Here is a 21,263-nt window from a genome sequence, read left to right on the forward strand (position 1 = left end):
GCGGGACCGCGCCGTGCGGTCCGGGGGCTCCGGGCCCGGGCGGTCCCGGGGGTGGCTGCGGCGGCATCGGTCGACCGCCCTCCGGTGGCGCGGGCGGAGGCGGCGGTACCTGCCGGGTCGCGTCGGGCTGCGGTGCGGCCGGTGGCACGCCCTGCCGGGTGGGGGGTTCGGGCGGTACCTGACCCGGCTGCGGCGGCGGGGCCCCGGGCGGCGGCGGTTGCGGCGGACGTCCCGGTGGCGGGGGTGGCTGCCCTTCAGGACCGGGCTGCCCCGACTGCGGGTACCCGTCGCGGGAGTCTGCGCGCTCGTTGGCCATGGTCGCGCATTGTGACGGGTGATCACGTCCGGGCGAAAGTCCCTGCGGTGATCACGTGTCGAACATCCCGAAACCGCCGGTCAGCCGATCAGCGCCGCGAATTGTGCCGAGCGGCCACCAGCATCGCCACCGAGCCCAGCACCAGCACGAGCAGCGAGGGGAACAGCAGCGCGGGCAGCGATCCGGGAGAACCGGCCTGCGCGAACACGTGACCAGCCGTTCCAGCTCCGGCGAACGCGGCGGGCCCGGAAACCAGCAGGCCCGGGCAAGCGCACCCGACGATCAGCGCACGAGGAAGCCATCGCCGCTCCGGAACCGTTCGCGCAGGGAACACCACAGACCCCCAAGGCCATCGAGGAAGGAGCGTCAACGGCGAAAGCCCAAACGATCAGCTCCGCCGCGAAGGACGCTAGATCACCTCGAAACACCCCGCAGACCCGCTCACCGAGACGAGCCACCGACGTGGCGAGCAAGGCGCGGCGAAGCCGTCAGGCAAGCGGCGCCGCTGAGGTTCTCGCCCGCAGCGCGCAGCAAAACCAGCACACAGCAGAAGGGTGCCCCCGGTCGGGTTCGAACCGACACTCGAACGATTTTAAGTCGTCTGCCTCTGCCAATTGGGCTACGGGGGCTCGTGGGGCCGGGGTCCGCTCCGGTACCGGTACCGTGCCCGGCCCGGTGCACGATCACCAGTGCGACCGCCCGCTCAGCGGTGCGCGGGTTCTCCGGCGAGTTCACCGAACTTCGCGCCGATCCACGCGTGCACGGCGTCGGACACCGCCGTGCAGCCGGAGCGCTGTTCGAACCACCACCAGTCGCAGTTGACGTTCACCTCCAGGAAGACCCAGTCGGCGCCGGTGTCGAGCAGGTCGAACGCGGCGACGTTCAACCCCCAGTGCGCGCTGAGCGCCAGGAGCCGCTCGGCGAGCCCGGTCGGTACGTCGACGGGTTCCACGGATACCGATTCCGGGTCGACCCACAGCTGGGCCGGGTCGAGTTTGCGCACCCGGAAGCCGATCACCTCCCCGCCGACGACGAACACCCGCAGTTCCTGCTCCGCTTCCACGTACTGCTGGACGAGCACCGGGGCGGGCTCGCGCGGTTCCGCGGCGCGCCGGACGTCCAGCGGCTGCGGGAACAGGCCGCGCAGGGCTCCCGGTTGCGGTTCCAGCAGGTGGTGGCCCGCAGTCTTCACGATGCACCTCCCGCCGCCGGGACGGGTCCTGCCGGGCATGGTCGTGACCGCGGTGCGCGGCAGGCTCAGCCCGAAGTCGCCCGCATCGCGCAGTTGCGTGAGGCGGTCCAGGTATTCTCCCGCGCCGCCCGCGTTGACCTGCGTCCAGTCGGCACGTCCGGACAGCCAGCCCGCGACCGCGTGCCACTGCTCGCGAACGTAGGCGCCCTGCACCGTCGTGGGGTCGACGGGGATGGCGGTGACGTCGAAGTGCCGCCGCCAGACGAGGACCGGGCGCAGCAGCCACCGGTCGAGTTCGATCAGCGGGGCGTCGGTGTAAATGGTCAAGCCCAGGTCGACGCACCGGTCGGCGTCGATGCGCACCATGCGGATATCGCGTTCGGCCAGCGCCAGGGACAGCTCGTTCATCTCCATGTCCGCGGCGCGGGCGAGCACCAGCACGCACGGCGCCGGGTCGCCGGGTTCTTCGGAGACGAGGTCGGCGCGGTACATCCGGTCCTGGAAATCGAGGCCGATGCCCGGGGACCGGAAGAAGTACTCCTGCCCCTGCAGCAGCATCGGAGCGGGGGCCAGCGGCGGCTCGTCCCCGGCTCGACCTTCCCCGGCTGGGGAGGGGCCCACCGTCAGTCGTCCTTCTTGCGCACGAGCTCGGCGGCCGCGCGGTAGTCCGCGTCGAACTCGGCGAGCGGACCCTCGTCGACCGTTCCGCTGCGCAGCAGCGCGGCGAGTTCGCTGAGCGTCAAGGGCCTGCCCCTTCCCCCGTGGACGCACCCGTTCAGGTGAAGATTCGGGGAGCAGTCTTCGATCTCCCACTACGGATTGTCAAGAACGCCCCATGGCCCTCTCCACCCGTGGGACGCCGTGCACCGCCCGGACGCACGAATGCCGCGCGCCGAAAACGGCACGCGGCATCCCGGGAGCGTCGATCAGCTGGTGGCCGCCCGCTCGAAGGCCTCGCGCGGGTTCTGGATCTGGCCCATGGAGACCGCTTCCCGCTTGAACAGGAAGGCCAGCGTCCAGTCCACGACGATCCGCAGCTTGCGGTTGAACGTGGGCATCTTGCTGACGTGGTAGGTGCGGTGCATGAACCAGGCGACGAAGCCTTTGGCCTTGATGCCGTTCACGTCGGCGACGCCCTTGTACAACCCGAGGCCGGCCACCGAACCGAGGTACTTGTGGAAGTAGCGCTCGGTCTGCTTGCCGCGCAGCGAGGACAGCATGTTCTTGGCCAGCTGCTTGGACTGCCGGACCGCGTGCTGCGCCGAGGGGGCGCAGGTGGCGTTCGGGTCCTCCTCGGCCTTGGACAGGTCCGGCACCGCGGCGCAGTCACCGGCGGCCCACACCCCGGGCAGCCCCTCGACCTGCAGGTGCGAGGTGGCCTTGATCCGGCCGCGCTCGTCCAGCGGCAGATCGCTCTTCTTGAGCACCGGGTTGGCCTTCACGCCCGCGTTCCACACCAGCGTCTCGGTGTCGAACTCGGTGCCGTCGGAGAGCACGGCGTGCCCGTCCTCCACCGACTTCAGGAAGGTGTTCAGGTAGACCTTGATGTTGCGGTCTTCGAGCGCCTTGACCACGTAGACGCCCATCTTCTCGCTGACCTCGGGCATCACCCGGCCGGCGGCCTCGATCAGCGACCAGGACATGTCCTCGGGCTTGACGTTGCGGTAGTCGCGGCTCGCGTACCGGGCCATGTCCTCCAGCTCGGCCAAGGCCTCGACACCGGCGAACCCGCCGCCGACGAAGGTGAAAGTCAGCAGCCGCTTGCGCAGCTCCTCGTCGTCGGTGTTGTCCGCGGCGTCCATCTTGGCGAGCACGTGGTTGCGCAGGTACGCGGCCTCACCAACGGTCTTCAGCGAGATGCCCTGCTCGGCGAGCCCGGGGATGGGCAGCAGCCGGGGAACGGATCCGAGCGCCACGACGAGCACGTCGTAGGAGAGCGTCTCGGAGCCGGTCTGCGGGTTCTCGATCGTCACGAGCTTGTCGTCGTGCTTGATCTCGCTGACGGCGGCGGTGATCACGTGGCACCGCTTCAACACTCGTCGCAGTGGCGCTACCACATGGCGCGGTTCGACCGAACCTGCTGCCGCTTCCGGGAGGAAGGGCTGGTAGGTCATGTGCGGCTGAGGATCGACGACCGTGACGGAAGCTTCACGACGACCCAGCTTCTTCTGCAGCTGAAGTGCCGTGTACATACCGACGTAACCGCCGCCGAGGATGAGAATCCGCGTGGGATCGGATTTACCAGCCATGTCCGCCATGCTCGCACCGAAGCGCGCGCTCGCGCTGCGCCGACCCCCCTGAATGTGACGCCGGTCGCCAGTGGCGTCGATCACGGCAGACGCACCGTGAGTGGTCGAACGCACTGCGTGCGTACCCGGTTGTCGGGCTGATCGAGCGCGGTCGCCGGTCGGCGGGCCGCCGCGGTCCTGGTGTGCCAGCCACTGTACCGAACGCCCCGCGCCGATGTGCAAATCAACATCGCTGAGCGGGACTTCCCCGACACACCGCGCTTTTCGCGCCGCACCGGGCAAGGCGGCCGATGTGCTCCGAGATCTCCGGCGCGGACGGGATCAGTGCCGGTCCGCCCCGGTCAGGACAGGCCGGCGAGGTCCTTCGCCTGGTGCAGGACCTCGCGCAGCATGGCCGGGGTGAGCTTGCCGGTGAACGTGTTCTGCTGGCTGACGTGGTACGAGCCGAGCAGGTGCAGGTCCGGACCACCGTCGGTGGCCGGCAGCACGGCGTGCGCGCGGTGCCCGAACTTCGGCCGCGGGCGCGGCACCTGCCAGACCTCCTCGTCCAGCACCGGCAGCACCGCCTGCCAGCCGAACCCGCCCAGCGCCAGCACCACGCGCAGCGTCGGGCGCAGTAGCGCCAGCTCACGGGCCATCCACGGGCGGCAGGTGTCCCGTTCGGCCGGGGTGGGCTTGTTGGCGGGCGGAGCGCAGCGCACCGGTGCCGTGATCCGCGCGCCGTGCAACCGCATCCCGTCGCCGGGGCCGGTGACCGCGGGTTGCGAGGCCAGGCCCACGTCGTACATCGCGCGGTAGAGCACATCGCCGGAGCGGTCGCCGGTGAACATCCGGCCGGTGCGGTTGGCGCCGTGTGCGGCGGGAGCCAGCCCGACCACCGCCAGCGCCGCGTCCGGCGGCCCGAAACCCGGCACGGGCCTGCCCCAGTACGTCTCCGCGCGGAACGCGGCCCGCTTGACCCGGGCCACCTCCTCGCGCCACGCCACCAGCCGCGGGCAGGCCGTGCAGCGCACCACCAGCTCGTCCAACCCGGTCACGTCGCGCGTCGTCGGAGCCACCTCGCGGGGCTCGCCCACCGGATCGGCCACCAGCTCGGAGCGCACATCGGTCATCGGTCCAACGTGGCAGAAAACCCGATCCGCGGCACGTACGGTGGCCCCATGTCAGCCACCGAGAAGGACAGCGCGGACGGGACCGCGCAGCAGCAGGCGGCCGAACCGGTCGACGACCTGGTCAGCACGCACCACTCGATCAGCACCCCGGGCGGCGAACTCGCCTACACGGCCACCACCGGCCGGATCGTGCTGCGCGAAGAGGTGCACGAGGACGGCACGTTCAACGGCCACAAGCCGAAGGCCGAGCTGTTCCTGACCAGCTACGTCGCCGATGCCCAACCGGGCAGGCCGGTCACGTTCGCGTTCAACGGCGGCCCGGGGTCCGCGAGCGTGTGGCTGCACCTCGGGCTGCTCGGGCCGCGGCGCGTGGTGTCCGGCGACGCCGGGGATCTCGCCGCACCGCCCTACGAACTCACCGACAACGCCGAAACCCTGCTCGCGCACAGCGATCTCGTGTTCATCGACCCGGTGTCCACCGGGTACTCGCGCGCCGTCGAGGGCGGAAAGCCCGGTGATTTCCACGGTTTCCAGGGCGACATCGAATCCGTCGGCGAGGCCATCCGGCTGTGGACGACGCGCAACGGGCGATGGATGTCGCCGAAGTACCTGGCCGGCGAGTCCTACGGCACGTTGCGCGCTGCCGCGCTGGCCGAGCACCTGCAGAGCAGGCACGGCTGGTACCCGAACGGGCTGATGCTGATCTCCTCGGTGCTGGACATGGGCACCATCCGGTTCACCGAGGGCAACGACCTGCCGTACGCGCTGTACCTGCCGACCTACGCGGCGATCGCGCACCACCACGGCAAGCACGGCGACCGGGCGCTGTCCGACGTGCTCACCGAAGCCGAGGATTTCGCCGCCACCGACTACCCGTGGGCGCTGGCCCGCGGTGCGCGGCTGACCGAGGAGCAGCGCACCCGCATCGCGCGCCGGGTCGCCGATCTGACCGGGCTGACCGAGGACTACGTGCTGCGCGCGAACCTGCGCATCGAGCACCTGCGGTTCTTCAGCGAGCTGTTGCGCGACCGGCGGCTGACCACCGGCCGGATGGACGGGCGGTTCACCGGTTGGGAACCGGACGCGGCGGCCGAGCGGTTCACCGACGATCCCAGCATCTCCGGGATCCGCGGCGCCTACTCGGCCGGGATCAACCACTACATGCGCGAGGAGCTCGGCTACCGCAGCGACCTGCCCTACGAGACGCTGTCCAGCAGGGTGCACCCCTGGTCGTACAAGGAGTTCGAGGGCTCCAGCGTGACCGCGGCGGACCGGCTCGCCGCGGCGATGCGCGCCAACCCGCACCTGCGGGTGCACGTGGGCAGCGGCCGGACCGACGGCGCGACGCCGTACTTCGCCGCCGAGCACACGCTGGCCCAGCTGGAGATCCCGCAACAGCTGCACGACAACATCGACGTCCGCTACTACGACGCGGGCCACATGATGTACGTGCACGACCCGTCGCGCAGGCAGCAATCCGCCGACCTCGCGGAGTTCGTGGCGCCGCGCTGACCCGTCCGCCGCGGCGGGGACGGCTTCCCCGCCGCGGCCGGGATCAGCTCAGCACCTGCGGCCGCTCCTCCGCGAAGTGGCAGGCCGCCAGAGTACTGCGTCGTAATACCGTCGCGCGCGAAACGGCGGGCGTCCGACGAATCCGCCCGGTTCGAGCAGATGAACCCAGAATCCCATGGCCAGTTGGGCGACGATGCGCCCTGGCGGGCTCTCCGCGGTGCACCGAGCGTCCTTGAACGCTTTGGCCACCGCGTTCTGCCCCCGTTCGTCCAGGAGCTTTTCGTTGGCCCACCACCGCGGCCCGTACTGCTCGACGAGGCGGTCGTTCATAGCGTTGCGCAGGACGACCTCGGCGATCGCGAGATCGTGGTGAAAACTGGCCGCCACCCGAGCAAGTACAGCGACATCGGTGTCCCGTCTTCGATCACGGAACGCGTTCTACCACTCGACACCGAGTGACTGCGCTGGGGCAGCATGGTAAAGTTCCCGGTGTAGTCCCCCGGTCAGCCAGTACCTCGCGTACGCGCCGGGGGTTTTTCTCGCGCCGCGGCCGGGATCAGCTCAGCACCTGCGGCCGCTCCTCCGCGAAGTGGCAGGCCGCGGGGTGCCCGCCGGTGCGGATCTCCAGCGCCGGGGTCTGCTCGGCGCAGATGTCCTCGGCCTTCCAGCAGCGGGTGCGGAACCGGCAGCCGGACGGCGGATCGGCCGGGCTGGGCACGTCACCGGTGAGCCGGATGACCTCGCGCTTGCCGCGCACCGCCGGGTCGGGCACCGGCACCGCGGACAGCAGCGCCTGGGTGTAGGGGTGCTGCGGGTGCTGGTAGATCTCCTCGTCGGTCCCGGTCTCCACGACGCGCCCGAGGTACATCACCGCCACCCGGTCGGACAGGTGCCGCACCACGCCGAGGTCGTGCGCGATGAACACGTAGGACAACCCGAACTCCTGCTGCAGCTCGCCGAGCAGGTTCATCACCTGGGCCTGGATCGACACGTCCAGCGCGGACACCGGTTCGTCGCACACGAGTACCTTCGGCCGCAGCGCCAGCGCGCGGGCGATGCCGATGCGCTGCCGCTGGCCGCCGGAGAACTGGTGCGGGTAGCGCTGGACGTGCTCGGGGTTCAGCCCGACGACGTCGAGCAGTTCCTGCACCTTGCGCCTGCGGTCGCCTTTCGGCGCGACTTCCGGGTGGATCTCGAACGGTTCGCCCACGATGTCGCCGACCGTGCGGCGCGGGTTCAGCGAGGTGTAGGGGTCCTGCAGCACGATCTGCATGTCCCGGCGCAGCTTGCGCAGCTCGGCGCCCTTCATCGCGAACATGTCCCGGCCCTCGAACAGCGCGGTGCCGCTGGTGGGCTTCTCCAGCCGCATCAGCACCTGGGCCAGCGTGGACTTGCCGCAACCGGATTCGCCCACGAGGCCGAAGGTTTCGCCGCGCCCGAGATCGAAGGACACCCCGTCGACCGCGCGGACGTGCCCGATGGTGCGCCGCAGCAGCACGCCCTGGGTGACCGGAAAGTGCTTGACCAGGTCCCGGACCTGCAGGATCGGCTCACTCACCGCTGATCAACTCCTCCGCGAAGTGGCAGGCGCTGGTGCGGCCGCCCACCAGCACGTGGTCGTCGGGAACCTGCTCGGCGCAGACGTGCTCGGCGCGCGGGCAGCGCGGGTGGAACGGGCAACCGGGCGGTACCGCCATCAGGTTGGGTGGCAGGCCCTTGATCGTTTCCAGGTCGTGGCCCTTGAGGTCCAGCCGCGGGATGGAGCGCATCAGCCCCTCGGTGTAGGGGTGGCCGGGTTCGCGGTAGAGCTCGTGCGCGCCGGCCGATTCCACGATGCGCCCCGCGTACATCACCACGATCCGGTCGGCCACCTCGGCCACCACGCCCAGATCGTGCGTGATGAGGATCAGCCCCATGCCGCGGTCCCGGCGCAGCTCGTCGAGCAGGTCCATGATCTGCGCCTGGACCGTCACGTCCAGCGCGGTGGTGGGTTCGTCGGCGATGAGCAGGTCCGGGTCCAGCGCCAGGGACATGGCGATCATGGCCCGCTGGCGCATCCCGCCGGAGAACTGGTGCGGGTACTCCTGCACGCGCTGCTTCGCGTTCGGGATCTGCACCTGGTCCAGCAGCTCGACGGCGCGCGCCGTGGCGTCCTTGCGGGACAGCCCGCGACGCAGCCGCAGCTGCTCGGCGATCTGGAAGCCGACGGTGTAGACGGGGTTCAGCGCGGAGAGCGCGTCCTGGAAGATCATCGACAACGACTCGCCGCGCAGTTCGCGCCTGCGGGATTCGCCCGCGGACAGCAGGTCCTCGCCGTTGAATCGGACACTCCCGCCGGTGATGACCCCGGGCGGCACGTCCAGGATGCCCATGACCGTCTGCGCGGTGACGCTCTTGCCCGATCCGGACTCGCCGAGCACGGCCAACGTCTCCCCCGGCCCGACCCGGTAATCGACCCCGTTGAGCACCTTGGCCACGCCGTCGCGGGTGCGGAACTCCACGTGCAGGTCGTCGACCTCCAGCAGCGGCGACGCGGCGGCGTCGTTCGGGACGTGAGCGGGGGCTTCGTGCGCAGTGGACAATGCGGTCCTCCTACTTCTGCTTCGGGTCGAGCGCATCGCGCACGGCGTCGCCGAGCATCACGAACGCCAGCACCGTGACGACCAGGAACGCGGCCGGGAAGAGCAGCAGGTGCGGGGCGACCGTGATGTAGTCGCGGGAATCGGCGATCATCACGCCCCAGGACACCACCGGCGACTGCAGGCCCAGGCCGAGGAACGACAGCGTGGCCTCGGCACCGATGAAACCACCCAGCGCGATCGTGGCGTACACCAGGACCGGGGCCAGGCAGTTCGGCAGCATGTGCCGCAGGATGATCCGCAGCGGGCCGGCACCCAGCGCCCGCGCCGCGCGCACGTAGTCCTGGTTGCGCGCCGAGATGGCCGCCGAGCGCATGATGCGCATCGCGATCGGCCAGGACAGCACCGCGATGGCCGTGATGACCAGGCCGATGATCCGCACCGGGTCCGGGACGCCGGTGGACGGGTTCAGCGTCGTCAGGATCACGATGGCACCGAGCACGAACGGCAGGCCGAGGAAGATCTCGCCGAACCGGGACAGCAGGCTGTCCACCCAGCCACCCGCGTAACCGGCGATGAGACCGGCGACCGACCCGATGAGCACGGTCGCCGCGGTGGCCAGCACACCCACCACGATGGACGCGCGGGCGCCGTGGATGGTGCGGGCGAAGATGTCCCGGCCCTGGGTGTCGTAGCCGAACCAGGCCTGCGCGGACGGTTCCTGCCGCGCCCGGGACAGCGCCTGGTCGGTCGGGTCCACCGAGGTGAACAGCTGCGGGAAAGCGGCCATCACCAGCAGCACCAGGATGATCCCCGCGGAGACCAGGAACATGGGGCGACGGACCAGGTCCCGCCACGCGTCGCCCCACAGGCCGCGGGGCTTTTCGGCCGCGGCGGCCGGTCGCGGTGCGGCCGGTTCGGCGGCTGCGGGCCGGGTTCCGGTGGAGTCAGTCATATCGGATCCTCGGGTCCAGAACCGCGTAGAGCACGTCCACGAGCAGGTTCATCAGCAGGTAGACCAGCACCAGCAGCGTGACGATGCCGGTGACGGTGGCGCCTTCCTTGGTCAGGATCGCGTTGTAGATGAGCAGCCCGATACCGCGGACGTTGAACACGCCCTCGGTGACGATCGCCCCGCCCATCAGCGCGCCGAGATCGGTGCCCAGGAAGGTGATCACCGGGATCAGCGAGTTGCGCAGCATGTGCACCCCGACCACCCGGCGCGGGCCGAGTCCCTTGGCCACCGCGGTGCGCACGTAGTCGGCGCGCCGGTTCTCCATCAGACTGGTGCGCGTCATCCGGGCCACGTAGGCCATGGACAGGCTGCCCAGCACGAACCCGGGCACGATCAGTTCGCCGATGCCCGGGTCGGAGCTCACGCTCGGCTTGATGATGCCCAGCTCGGTGCCGAGCACGACCTGCAGCACGAACCCGGTCACGAACACCGGCAGCGAGATCAGGAACAGCGTGGACATCAGCACGAGGTTGTCCAGGAACCCGCGTCCGCGCAGCCCGGTCAGGATCCCGGCGCCGATGCCGATGACGGCCTCGATGACCAGCGCCACCAGCGCGAGCCGGATGGTCACCGGGTACGCGTCGGCGACGAGCTGGCTGATCTGCACGCCGGCGAAGGTCTCCCCGAAATCGCCCTGCAGCAGCTGGCCGAGGTACTTGAAGTACTGCACCAGGACGGGATCGTCCAGGTTGTACTTCTCGGTCATCTCGGCGATGTAGGCCGGTGGGCATCCCCGGTCACCGCAGCGGCCGGCGAACGGATCGCCGGGCAACGCCCACACCAGGGCGTAGATGATGAACGTGGCCCCGATGAACACCGGGATCAGTTGCAGCAGGCGCCGCACCACGTAGCGTCCCACGCGCGTACCTCCTCACAGACGCAATCCGGGTCCGGCCCGCACGCAGGCGGTCCGGACCCGGAAGCGCTGGATCAGGGAGCCAGTTTGACGGTTTCCCAGTTCAGATGCCGGTCGAAGGTGACGTCGGCGCCCTCCAACCGCTCCGACCAGCCGACGACGGCCTTCTGGTTCCACAGCGGGATGGACGGCATGTCCCGGGCCAGCACCGCTTCCGCCTCGCGGTAGAGCGCGTTGCCCTGCTCCACGCTGCCGGCCTGGTCGGCGCGGTCCATCGCGGCGTTGAACTCCGGGCTGTCGTAGCGCATGTAGTTCGAGGAACCACCGGTGCGGTAGATCTTGCCCAGGAACGTCTCGGCCGCCGGGTAGTCGCCCACCCACCCGAACCGGTACGGGCCCTCGTGCTGGTTCTCGTCGTGGATGCGCTGGTACTCGGCGAAGGTGGGCACCGGTTTGAACACGCAGTCCACGCCGAGGTTGTTCTTGACCTGCCCGCAGATCGCGTCGATCCACTCCTTGTGCCCGCCGTCGGCGTTGGAGTCGATGATCACCGGGCCGTCGAAACCGGTCTCGTCGATGAGCTGCTTGGCGCGCTGCGGGTTGAACTCGCAGAACTCGCCGCAGCCGCCGGGCTCGTAGCCGGGCACCGCGCCTTCCGGCACCCAGCCGGTGGCGGGCTCGTAGGAACCGTTGAACACGGTCTGCGTGATCTCCTCGCGGTTGATCGCCATGGAGATCGCGTGCCGCACCTTCGGATCCCGGTACTCCGGCGCGTACGTCGGGACCTGCAGGGCGTTGTTGCTCAGGATCGGCTTCTCGGTGCCCCGCTCGGCGAGGTCGGACTTCCACTTCTCACCGACCAGCGCCGAAGGCGGCAGCTGGTCCATGAAGTCCAGGTCACCGGAGATCAGGTCCTGGTAGGCGGTCTCCAGCTCGTTGTAGATCTTGAAGTCCAGCCCGCGGATCTGCGGCGTGTTCTGCCCGCGGTACTCCTCGAAGCGGCTCAGCTCGATGTTAGTGTTCGGCTGGCGCGCGGCGAACCGGAATGGGCCGTTGCCGACCGGGTGCTGCTCGAAGCCTTCCTTGTCGTCGAAGAACTTCTGCGGCAGCGGCGAGAAGGCCGTGTAGCCGAGCGTCACCGGGAACGTCGCGAACGGTTCCTTGAGGGTCACGGTGAAGGTCGTGTCGTCGACGACCTCCAGGCCGGACATCTCCTCGGCGGTGGGCGGCGGTCCGCCTTCTTCCTCTCCGCCGGGGTTGACCTCGTCGTAGCCCTGGATGTGCTCGAAGAAGGACGCACCGGACTGGCCGTTGGGCGCGTAGGCGGTGTAGTTCCAGGCGTCGACGAAACTGCTTGCGGTGACCGGTGTTCCGTCGTGGAAGGTCCAGCCGGGCTTGAGCTTGATGGTGAACACCCGGTTGTCCTCGGTGGCGATGTCCTCGGCCACCTCGTTGTACGGCTCGCCGGTCTTCTCGTCGTAGCCGACGAGGCCGGTGAACATCGCGTCCAGCACGTTGCCGCCACCGACTTCGTTGGTGTTGCCGGGGACGAGCGGGTTCTGCGGTTCGGTGCTGTTGACCGACACCACGCCTTCCTCGGTTCCCCCGCCACCGCCACCGCAGCCGCTCGCGAAGACGGCCACCGCGAGCGGGCCGCGAGCCAAGCTGCCAAGCGCCGTTTGTGCATGTGCGCCCTCCTGTTCCCGAGCGCGGCCCCCGGGATCGGGCGGATCCCGGGGGTCGATCGCGCGTCGACGGCACGACCGCCGTCGCACCGGATGAGCGCAAACATAGGTGAGAACAGGCTCACAGCGGTGTCATGTCACAAAGGAGTCATGTTCTTTATCGATTCCGCACTCGGGTTCTGCGGTCGCCGTCCGGGTACTGGGAGGACTCAGCCGACCGACAGGGCGATGCCGTCCAGAATGTCGTGCTCGCTGGCGATCATCGCGGAGATCCCGGCACGTTCGGCGAGCTCCTCGGCCAGCACCCGCACCACCAGCGCACCACCGCCGATCACGTCCACCCGGCCCGGGTGCATCGAGCCGATCGCGGCCCGCTCGTCGTGCCCCATCGCCAGCAGGTCGGCGGAGATCCGGTCGATCCGGTCCCGCGGGATGCGGGACAGGTGGATCGCGGCCGGGTCGTACTCGGGCAGGTCCTGCGCGATGGCTGACAGCGTGGTGACGGTGCCCGCCACGCCAACCCAGGTGCGCGCACCGGACGCGTCGACGGCGGCGAACGCCTCGTCCAGCTCCTGCCGCGCGACGCGCTGCGCCTCGGCGACCTCCTGCTCGGTGGGCGGATCCCCGGCCAGGCAACGCTCGGTCAGCCGCACGCAGCCGATGTCCGCCGAATGCGCGGCGGTGATGTGCGCCCGGCCGCCGTCCCAGGTACCGACCACGAGCTCGGTGGACCCACCGCCGACGTCGGCGACCACGAACGGCCCGTCCGCGGGGTCGAGATCACCCACCGCACCGGTGAACGACAGCCGCGCCTCCTCGTCGCCGGTGATCACCTCGGCGTCCACCCCGAGGACGTCCCGGACCATGCCGAAGAAGTCCTCGCGGTTGCTCGCGTCCCGGGTGGCCGAGGTGGCCACCATGCGCACGGCCTGCACGCCCTTCCGCCGGGCGATCGCGGCGTAGTCGACCAGCGCCTGCCGGGTGCGCTCGATGGCCTCCTCGGCCAACCTGCCGGTCGCGTCCACGCCCTGCCCGAGCCGCACGATGCGCATCTCGCGGTGCACGTCGCGCAGATCGCGCCGCCCACCGGGGACCCCGGACTCCTCCTCCGGGCTGACCGACACGTCGGCCACCAGCAGCCGGATGGAATTGGTCCCGCAATCGATCGCCGCAACCCGCGACATCAGGCTCCTCCTCGCTCGTTCGGCACCGCCCGTTCACCGGACCGGTCCTCCCACGCTAGCGGGGCCGCCCGGCGTCAGGGCCGGTAGGACTCCGGGACCCGGCACGGCTGCTGCGTCCCGGGCTCACCGGTGTGCACGACCTCGCCCGGCCGGAGCTCGCCGACGATGTCCGGCTCCGCGACGCGGGTGACCTCACCGGTGCGCAGCGCCGCGACCTCGCAGGGCTGCAGCGCACCGGGATCGCCGGTCATCGGCACCGGACCGATCCCGGTCGACGACGGAGCGGGCGCGGAGGGGCGAGCAGAGTCCGATGTGGACGGTTGCGTGCCGGGCGTCGCGGTGTCGCCGGGCGCTCCCGGGACCGACGACTCGCCCTGCGGCCCGGCCTCGGACGGGAGCTGCGGTGCGGCGGGCGGATCGACCTGCGGTGCGGACGGGGACCCGACGTCCGGCGGCGACACGTCCGGCGACGGTGGCCGGATCTCCGCCGGTTCCGTCTCCGGCGGCTCGGTCTCCAGCGGCTCGGTCTCCGCCGGTTCCGTCTCCGGCGGCTCGGTCTCCAGCGGCTCGGTCTCCGCCGGTTCCGTCTCCAGCGGCCGGATCTCCGGCGGTTCGGGTGCGGGGGCGGCGTCCTGCGGCGGAGGGGCCGCGGCCGGGTGCTCGTCCACCGGCGGCAAGTCCGGGATGATCAGCGGCGAGTCGTCGGCGGGTAGCCGCTGCCCGGCGAGCACGTCCCCGCGGGCGGGCGGGGGCGGGTCGACCGGTGTGGGCAGCACACCCCGCGCGTAGGCATCGGCCCAGGTCAACACGGTCCGCACGTACTCCTCGGAGCGGTTGTAGCCGAACACCGCTTCGGCGGCCTGCGCCCGGTCGCCGAGATCCCCGCCGCCGGAGCACAGGTACTCACCCGCGGCCGCCGCGGCGTCGTGCACGTTGTGCGGATCGGCAACGCCGTCCCCGTTGCCGTCCGTTCCGTGCTTCTGCCAGGTCGACGGGATGAATTGCATCGGTCCCACCGCGCGGTCCCAGACCGGGTCGCCGTCGTACCGCCCGCCGTCGGTGTCCGGGATCGCGGCCACGCCCGAACCGCCGGACAACCGCGGGCCCAGGATCGCGCGCACCGCCGTGCCGTCCGCATCGACCGCGCCGTCGCGCGCATGCGCGGACTCGATGCGGCCGATCGAGGCCAGCAGCGACCAGTGCACCCCGCACTGCGGGCGGGTCCGCTGCAGCGACTCCGCCGCCCCCCGGTATCCGGCCAGCACGGGTTCCGGGATGCCCAGGTGGTCCGGCGCCGGGACCTCCTCGTCCGGCGGCGCCTGCTCGCGCACGTCCGGCCGCTGCGCGCGGTCCAGCAGCTCCGGGCCCGGCGCGGGCTGCCGGGGCAGCTCACCGGTGGCGCCCAGCTCGCGCGGCGGTTCCGGGTCCTCGGGCGACTGCAGCAGCGGAGCCGCACCGACGACCAGCGCCGCGGGCAGCAGCAGCGCCGGGGCCAGCGCGGCGATCGGACGCCTGCGGGAGCGGGTCGAGCCGCGGTCGGCCGGCGCGGATCGCAGAGCCGGCGGTCCCGCCCAAGGATGCTTGGCGGCCCGGCGGTTGCGGCGAGACGTCACTGGCTCCTCCTGGCACCGCGCGGCCCGCTCGAACAGCAGGTCACCGGCGGTGCGCGCGACGAGAACGGGACTCCTGAATACACCAGGAGCCCCGAGCTCGCCGGATGAGCGGCAGGGCCGCGATCAGCCCAGCAGGTAGCGGTGCTGCGGCCAGCGCTCGGCGATCACGTCCAGGCACTCGTCGCCGAACGGGTTCACGCCGCGCCCCTTGGCCAGCGCGTGCGCGATGTGCACGTGCAGGCACTTGACCCGGTCCGGCATCCCGCCCGCGGTCACTTCGGTGCCCAACGATTCCAGCGCATCCCGCTCGGCGAGGTAGGACTCGTGCGCGCGGCGATAGTGCGCCGCCAGCTCCGGGTCCTCGGCCAGCCGGCGCGCCATGTCCCGCATCAGCCCTTCCGCCTCCAACGTGGAGGCATGCGCCACGAGTTGCGGCGCGGTCAGGTAGTACAGCGTGGGGAAGGGCGTGCCGCCCTCCACGCGGGGCCAGGTCTGCACCACCGTCGGCTCGCCCGCCGCGTCCCGCGCGGCCACGGCGCGCAGCCCCCGCGGCGGCCTGCCCAACTGGCGCGCGACCGCCGCCCGGTCCTGCTCACCGACCGCCTGAGCAGCACCTTCGCCCGTGTCCACCGTCATTCGTCCTTCCCCACCACCGATTGCCAGAGGCGTTCGTACCACGGCGCGTCCCCGGCGCCCGGTTCGGGCGGTTCGGCCGGACCGGCCCCCGTCTCCTCGGGCAGGTGCACCGTGTACGGCGTCTCGCCGGGACGCACGTAGCCCAGCCGCTCGCGGGCCTCGGCCTCGATGTGCGCCGGGTCGGACAACTGCGCCTTGCGCTGCTCCAGCTCGGCGACCTCCCTGGTCAGCGCCACCTGCTGCCGGTCTTGCGCGTCGAGCTCGGCCTGCTGGCTGAGGAAGGTGCGCAGCGGCACCGACACGCTCAGCGCCATCACGCACACCAGCATCGCCAGCCCCGCCGCGCGGCGGGTGGAGGAGAGCTTGAACGCCCCCGCGGCACCCGACCGCTGCCGCGCCCGGGCGGGCTTGCCACCCGGGCGCTGGGCAGCGCCGCCGCCGGTCCTGCGAGCGCGTTCGGAGCCCCGCGCCGAGGTCTGCCCCCGACGTCGGGCCCGGTCCTGCGATCCGCCCCCGGCAGCCACGGATCAGCTCTCCGGCGTGAACCTGGGGAAGGCCAGCTCACCCGCGTAGCGGGCGGCGTCGCCGAGGGCTTCCTCGATGCGCAGCAGCTGGTTGTACTTGGCGACCCGCTCGCTGCGCGCCGGAGCACCGGTCTTGATCTGCCCGCAGCCGGTGGCCACGGCCAGGTCGGAGATCGTGGTGTCCTCGGTCTCGCCGGAGCGGTGGCTCATCATGCTCTTGTAGCCGCTGGCGGTGGCCATGTTGACCGCGTCCAGCGTCTCGGACAGCGTGCCGATCTGGTTGACCTTGACCAGCAACGCGTTCGCCACACCGCGGCTGATGCCGTCCTCCAGCCGCTCCGGGTTGGTGACGAACAGGTCGTCGCCGACCAGCTGCACCTTGCCGCCGATCTCCCGGGTGAGCTTGGCCCAGCCGTCCCAGTCGTCCTCGCTGAGCGGGTCCTCGATGGACACCAGCGGGTAGGCGTCGAGCAGCTCGCGGTAGTACTCCGCCATCTGCTCGGCGGTGCGCTCGGACTTCTCGAACCGGTAGCTGCCGCCGGAGAAGAACTCGGTGGCGGCCACGTCCAGCGCGAGCACGATGTCCCGGCCCGGCTTGTAGCCGGCCTTCTCGATGGCCTGGGTGATCAGGTCCAGCGCCTCGCGGTTGTTGGCGAGGTCGGGCGCGAACCCGCCCTCGTCACCGAGCCCGGTCGGCAGGCCCTTCGCCTTGAGCACCGACTTCAGCGCCTGGTAGGTCTCCGCGCCCCAGCGCAGCGCGTCGGAGAACGAGTCCGCCCCGATCGGCGCGATCATGAACTCCTGGACGTCCACCCCGGTGTCCGCGTGCGCGCCGCCGTTGAGGATGTTCATCATCGGCACCGGCAGCACGTGCGCGTTGGGACCGCCCACGTAGCGGAACAGCTCCAGGTCCGAGGACTCGGCCGCCGCCTTGGCCACCGCCAGCGAGACGCCGAGCAGGGCGTTGGCGCCGAGGCGGGATTTGCCCGAGGTGCCGTCCAGGTCGACGAGCTTCTGGTCGACGACGCGCTGCTCGGTGGCGTCCATCCCGGCCAGTTCGGGACCGATCTCGTCCAGCACCGCGGTCACGGCGTTCTCCACGCCCTTGCCGCCGTACCTGGCCGGGTCGGCGTCGCGCAGCTCGACGGCCTCGTGCTCGCCGGTCGAGGCGCCCGACGGGACCGCCGCGCGGCTCAGCGTGCCGCCCTCCAGCGCCACTTCGACCTCGACGGTGGGGTTCCCGCGGGAGTCCAAGATCTCGCGGGCGCCGACCTGTTCGATGATCGCCACGTGTGCTCCTAATCAGCATTCGAACTACGGACGCCCGTTCCGGCGCGGCCGTGCGGACCAGCGCCGACGTGCCGAACGCCCAACGACCGCCTCCGAGCCTAACCGGACGGCCGCAGGCGCGGCCGCAGACTCGCGCGGATCACACCGCCACCCGGTTCCGCCCGGCGAAACAGGGCCATGACGTGCGCGGATGCCGCGTTCATCGATTCACATCGGCCCCGCGGCAGCGGGCTTATACCATCCGGTCGGACGTCTCGGAACAGCAGGTCCGGGCGTAGCGTTGTCCGGGATATGACGAGCGAAGCCACCATCACAGCCTTCCGGCGGGCGGAAGAGCTCGTCTCGCGGCGCCGCCCGCTGGAAGCGCTGCGCACCCTGGAACCCGTCCTCGACGTCGACTCGGACAAGCCCAGCGTGCAGTTGCTGCTGGGACGCGCGTACTTCTTCTCCTCCCAGCTGCAGCGAGCGGAGAACGCGTTCCTGCGGGTGCTGGACTTCGATCCCACCGACCACTACGCGCGGCTGGCGCTCGGCCGCACCCTGCAACGGCAGGGCAGGCTCGCCGAAGCGCGGGCCCAGCTGCGGCTCGCCGTCACCATGCATCCGGACGAACCCGCGTACCGGGAAGCGCTCGGCGAGATCAACACGAACATCGCGCTGCGCAGCTCCTGACCGCGCCGGACGGGCTGCCCGGTTCAGTCCCGGCGGCCGCCCGCCGCCGCGTAGCCCTCGGCCAGCGCGTACACCTGCTGGGCGTACTCCACCGAGTTGTTGTAGCCGAGCACTCCGGACCACCAGCCCTCGCCGCTGCTCATGTCCCGCCCGTTCGCGCACAGGTAGCGCCCCGCAGTGACCGCGGCATCGTCCAGGTTCTGCGGATCGGCCTTGCCGTCGCCGGTCCCGTCGGTCGCCCACTTCGCCCAGGTGGACGGGATGAACTGCATCGGGCCGACCGCGCGGTCCCACTGCGGATCCCCGTCCAGCGCGCCGCCGTCGGTGTCCGGGATCTGCTGCACCCCGGGGACCCCGTCCAGCGCCACGCCGATGATCGGCGCCGACGGCCGCGCGTCCTCGTCCAGCTGCCGAGTGCCGAACCGGCCGTGGTCGGACTCGATGCGCCCGATCCCGCCGAGGGTGGTCCAGGAGATCCCGCATTCCGGCTGGTAGTGCCGCATGGCCAGTTCGGCGTTGACGTAGGAGACCACCGCGCGCGCCGGGATGTCCTGCACAGCGGCGATCTCATCGGCCCAGGCGCGCACCGGATCGGCCGCGCCCGCAGCCGGAGCGGGGGCCGGCGCCGGTTCCTCGACCTGCGGGACCGCGGTTCCCGGCTGCACCCGGGCGGGTTCGGGGATGCTCCTGGGCGGCGGTGCGGCGGCGGGCGCCTGGGCGGGGCGGGTCGCGGTCTGCAGCAGCCCGAGGCCGCCTGCCAGCACGGCTAACAGCAGCACCGCGATCGCCAGGCGGCCTCCCGCGGCGAGCACGGGCGAGGTGATCCGGAACACGCGATCAGGCTACGCGTCGGTAACACGTGTGGCCACGATCCGTCCCGGCGGATCAGTCCCGCTCACCCGGCTGCGGCGGCCTGCTGAGACCGCCGTAGTGATCGGCGTAGTCCACGACGTCCTGCACGTAGCTGTTGCTCTGGTTGTAGACGAGCACGGTCTCCCAGAACCCCTCGGGATCGCTCATGTCCTCGCCCTGCGAGCACAGGTACCGCGCCGCGGCCAGCGCCGCGTCATCGATGTCGTGCGGGTCGGCCCGCCCATCCAGGTCGGCGTCCACCGCCCAGCGCTCCCAGGTCTCCGGGATGAACTGCAGCGGCCCCACCGCGCGGTCGAAGACCGGATCGCCGTCGTAGGCGGCGCCGTCGGTGTCGTCGACCCGCCGCACCTCGGCCGACCCGTCCAGCGGGACACCGATGATCGGTTCCTGCGGACGCCCGGTCCCGTCCAGCTCGGTACCGCCGAGCGTGCCGTGCCGGGACTCGACGGCGCCGACCCCGGCCAGCGTCGTCCAGGTCAACCCGCACTCCGGCGCGGACGCCTGCACCGCCAGCGCCGCGTACCCGTACGCCTGCAGCGCCGTGGCGGACACCCCGGTGCTCTCCGCGATAGGCCGCGCCCAGTCCGCCAGCTGCGCCTGCGGTCGGGATTCCGGTGGCAGCGGGCGGTCCTCGGCGGTGCCGAGCCGCACCTCGGGCGGCGGGTGCCCGGGGTCGGGCGGTGCCTGCGCCCCGGGCGGCGGCGCGGAGCTCCGGCGGTCCGGCAGGTTCAGCTCGAATCCGCAGCCGGCGGGCAACAGCACGATCGGCGCGAGCAGCACCGACCACCATCGACGACGCGCCACGGCACTCCCCCGTCCGATGTCCCCGGCAGCTCGCGCACCGGCGGAACCGCGTGCGCACCGCCCGGCGCCGGCCGGGCGCGGACCAGTCTGCGTCACGCTTCGCCCCGCGCCCGGGCCGGGGCGGGCGACGCGGACAGCAGGCGCCGCCACTCCGCAGCGGGCAGGTCCGCCGGATCCGCCCCGGACTCCCGGGCGCGGCGCTCGGCGGCCCGGACGCGGTCGGCGAACCCGGTCGCCACCGCACGCAACCGGTCCTCCGGGTCGTCCCCGGCCAGTGCCGCGCGCGCCGCGAGGTCGAACAGCTGCTCACCGGTGCCGCCGCCGGAGGGCAGCGCGTCCGCGGGAACGCCGGCCCGGCTCGCGCGCTGCACGAGCTTGGCAGCCAGCGCCACCGCGGGCTGGCCGAGCGCAACACCGTCCACAGCGGACTCCCGCTGCTTCTCGCGCTGCTTGAGCTCCTCCCAGCGCATCCCCTGGGACTCGGCGTCGGACACCGCGGTGTCCTCGGCGAAGACGTGCGGATGGCGGGCGACGAGCTTGCCGACCAGACCGGCCGCGACCTCGTCCACGTCGAACGGGTCCGCGGGGTCCTCGGCGGCCACCCGCGCGTGGAACAGCACCTGCAGCAGCACGTCGCCGAGCTCCTCGCGCAGTTCCGCGCGATCGCGCCGCTCGATCGCGTCGAGCAGCTCGTAGGTCTCCTCCACCAGATATCTGCGCAGCGAATCGTGGTCCTGCTCCGCGTCCCACGGGCATCCGCCGGGCGAACGCAACCGATCCATCACCCGCACCGCGGCCAGCAGCTCCCCGCCCGCGGGCGAGGTACCGCCGATCAGCTGCGCCCCCGCGGCGCGCAGGACCTCGGCCGCCGCCGCGTCCGCCCGGGCCGCGAACAGCAGCACCGGTCCGGAACCGGCCTGCCGCACCAGGTCGGCGGCCGGCGGGGCAGGGACCGCACCGAGCGCCACGCGGGTCGCCCCGTCCAGCTCGGGATCGGCCCACACCTGCTGCGCGGCGCGCAGCAGCGGTGCGGCCGCGGCGGGCAGCACCGCACCGAGCCGGTGGTCGACCAGGACGACGGCACTGCCGGCAGCGAGCTCATCCATGGCCCCGATTCTTCCACCACGCGGGGCACCGCCGGCTGTGCGCGC

At 71.5% G+C, this 21,263-nt stretch carries 19 protein-coding genes and 1 tRNA gene; 2 read left to right on the forward strand and 18 right to left on the reverse strand.

From position 1 onward, the window contains the following. Positions 1-871: 871 nt before the first annotated feature. From IQ251_RS05365 to IQ251_RS05380, 4 genes are all read right to left on the reverse strand, one after another. Positions 872-945 (reverse strand) — tRNA-Leu (locus IQ251_RS05365). Positions 946-1,019: 74 nt separating this feature from the next. Beyond that, positions 1,020-2,129 carry an ATP-grasp domain-containing protein gene (locus tag IQ251_RS05370; protein ID WP_370591219.1) on the reverse strand — a complete coding sequence of 370 codons (1,110 nt, stop codon included), beginning with the start codon at positions 2,127-2,129 and terminating at the stop codon, positions 1,020-1,022. Positions 2,130-2,434: 305 nt separating this feature from the next. Further along, positions 2,435-3,757, reverse strand: coding sequence for an NAD(P)/FAD-dependent oxidoreductase (locus IQ251_RS05375; RefSeq protein ID WP_193927334.1), 1,323 nt, complete (start codon positions 3,755-3,757; stop codon positions 2,435-2,437). Between the two features lie 341 nt (positions 3,758-4,098). After that, positions 4,099-4,869 (reverse strand): uracil-DNA glycosylase, encoded by a 771-nt coding sequence (locus tag IQ251_RS05380; RefSeq protein WP_193927335.1) that lies wholly within the window; start codon positions 4,867-4,869, stop codon positions 4,099-4,101. Positions 4,870-4,917: 48 nt separating this feature from the next. Between IQ251_RS05380 and IQ251_RS05385 the strand changes: the two genes are divergently transcribed. Further along, positions 4,918-6,381 carry a S10 family peptidase gene (locus IQ251_RS05385; RefSeq protein WP_193927336.1) on the forward strand — a complete coding sequence of 488 codons (1,464 nt, stop codon included), beginning with the start codon at positions 4,918-4,920 and terminating at the stop codon, positions 6,379-6,381. 48 nt (positions 6,382-6,429) lie between these two features. Here the strand turns inward: IQ251_RS05385 and IQ251_RS05390 are convergent, their stop codons facing one another. The 11 genes from IQ251_RS05390 to eno form a co-directional block, all read right to left on the reverse strand. Continuing rightward, positions 6,430-6,768: a hypothetical protein gene (locus tag IQ251_RS05390; protein ID WP_193927337.1), complete on the reverse strand. Its 339-nt coding sequence runs from the start codon at positions 6,766-6,768 to the stop codon at positions 6,430-6,432. A 169-nt stretch (positions 6,769-6,937) separates the two neighbouring features. After that, a complete protein-coding gene (locus IQ251_RS05395; protein WP_193927338.1) occupies positions 6,938-7,939 on the reverse strand; it encodes an ABC transporter ATP-binding protein in 1,002 nt (333 codons plus the stop codon). Further along, positions 7,932-8,963 carry an ABC transporter ATP-binding protein gene (locus IQ251_RS05400; RefSeq protein WP_228046193.1) on the reverse strand — a complete coding sequence of 344 codons (1,032 nt, stop codon included), beginning with the start codon at positions 8,961-8,963 and terminating at the stop codon, positions 7,932-7,934. Before IQ251_RS05400 ends, IQ251_RS05395 begins: the two co-directional genes overlap by 8 nt. A 10-nt stretch (positions 8,964-8,973) precedes the next feature. Continuing rightward, on the reverse strand, positions 8,974-9,915 hold the full coding sequence (locus IQ251_RS05405) for an ABC transporter permease (protein ID WP_193927340.1): 942 nt from the start codon (positions 9,913-9,915) through the stop codon (positions 8,974-8,976). Further along, on the reverse strand, positions 9,908-10,834 hold the full coding sequence (locus tag IQ251_RS05410; protein WP_193927341.1) for an ABC transporter permease: 927 nt from the start codon (positions 10,832-10,834) through the stop codon (positions 9,908-9,910). The genes IQ251_RS05405 and IQ251_RS05410 overlap by 8 nt, the downstream gene beginning before the upstream one ends. Before the next feature lie 71 nt (positions 10,835-10,905). Beyond that, positions 10,906-12,417: a peptide ABC transporter substrate-binding protein gene (locus IQ251_RS05415; RefSeq protein ID WP_370591220.1), complete on the reverse strand. Its 1,512-nt coding sequence runs from the start codon at positions 12,415-12,417 to the stop codon at positions 10,906-10,908. Positions 12,418-12,725: 308 nt separating this feature from the next. Further along, positions 12,726-13,700, reverse strand: a complete 975-nt coding sequence (locus IQ251_RS05420) for a Ppx/GppA phosphatase family protein (RefSeq protein ID WP_193927343.1) — start codon at positions 13,698-13,700, stop codon at positions 12,726-12,728. A 74-nt stretch (positions 13,701-13,774) separates the two neighbouring features. Continuing rightward, a complete protein-coding gene (locus IQ251_RS05425; protein ID WP_370591221.1) occupies positions 13,775-15,313 on the reverse strand; it encodes a lytic transglycosylase domain-containing protein in 1,539 nt (512 codons plus the stop codon). Positions 15,314-15,436: 123 nt separating this feature from the next. After that, positions 15,437-15,949 carry a DUF501 domain-containing protein gene (locus IQ251_RS05430; RefSeq protein ID WP_193927344.1) on the reverse strand — a complete coding sequence of 171 codons (513 nt, stop codon included), beginning with the start codon at positions 15,947-15,949 and terminating at the stop codon, positions 15,437-15,439. Further along, positions 15,946-16,473, reverse strand: a complete 528-nt coding sequence (locus IQ251_RS20215; RefSeq protein ID WP_193927345.1) for an FtsB family cell division protein — start codon at positions 16,471-16,473, stop codon at positions 15,946-15,948. Before IQ251_RS20215 ends, IQ251_RS05430 begins: the two co-directional genes overlap by 4 nt. A gap of 3 nt (positions 16,474-16,476) precedes the next feature. Then, positions 16,477-17,763 carry a phosphopyruvate hydratase gene (gene eno / locus IQ251_RS05440; protein WP_193927346.1) on the reverse strand — a complete coding sequence of 429 codons (1,287 nt, stop codon included), beginning with the start codon at positions 17,761-17,763 and terminating at the stop codon, positions 16,477-16,479. Between the two features lie 291 nt (positions 17,764-18,054). Here eno and IQ251_RS05445 point away from each other — a divergent pair, with 291 nt between their 5' ends. Then, positions 18,055-18,435, forward strand: coding sequence for a tetratricopeptide repeat protein (locus IQ251_RS05445; RefSeq protein ID WP_193927347.1), 381 nt, complete (start codon positions 18,055-18,057; stop codon positions 18,433-18,435). Between the two features lie 23 nt (positions 18,436-18,458). Here the strand turns inward: IQ251_RS05445 and IQ251_RS05450 are convergent, their stop codons facing one another. From IQ251_RS05450 to IQ251_RS05460, 3 genes are all read right to left on the reverse strand, one after another. Then, positions 18,459-19,268 (reverse strand): lytic transglycosylase domain-containing protein, encoded by an 810-nt coding sequence (locus IQ251_RS05450; protein WP_193927348.1) that lies wholly within the window; start codon positions 19,266-19,268, stop codon positions 18,459-18,461. Positions 19,269-19,320: 52 nt separating this feature from the next. Then, positions 19,321-20,112, reverse strand: a complete 792-nt coding sequence (locus IQ251_RS05455) for a lytic murein transglycosylase (RefSeq protein WP_193927349.1) — start codon at positions 20,110-20,112, stop codon at positions 19,321-19,323. A 92-nt stretch (positions 20,113-20,204) separates the two neighbouring features. Then, positions 20,205-21,218 carry a nucleoside triphosphate pyrophosphohydrolase gene (locus tag IQ251_RS05460; RefSeq protein WP_193927350.1) on the reverse strand — a complete coding sequence of 338 codons (1,014 nt, stop codon included), beginning with the start codon at positions 21,216-21,218 and terminating at the stop codon, positions 20,205-20,207. Positions 21,219-21,263 lie beyond the last annotated feature (45 nt).

Source organism: Saccharopolyspora montiporae, assembly GCF_015209505.1.
Taxonomy (GTDB): Bacteria; Actinomycetota; Actinomycetes; order Mycobacteriales; family Pseudonocardiaceae; genus Saccharopolyspora; species Saccharopolyspora montiporae.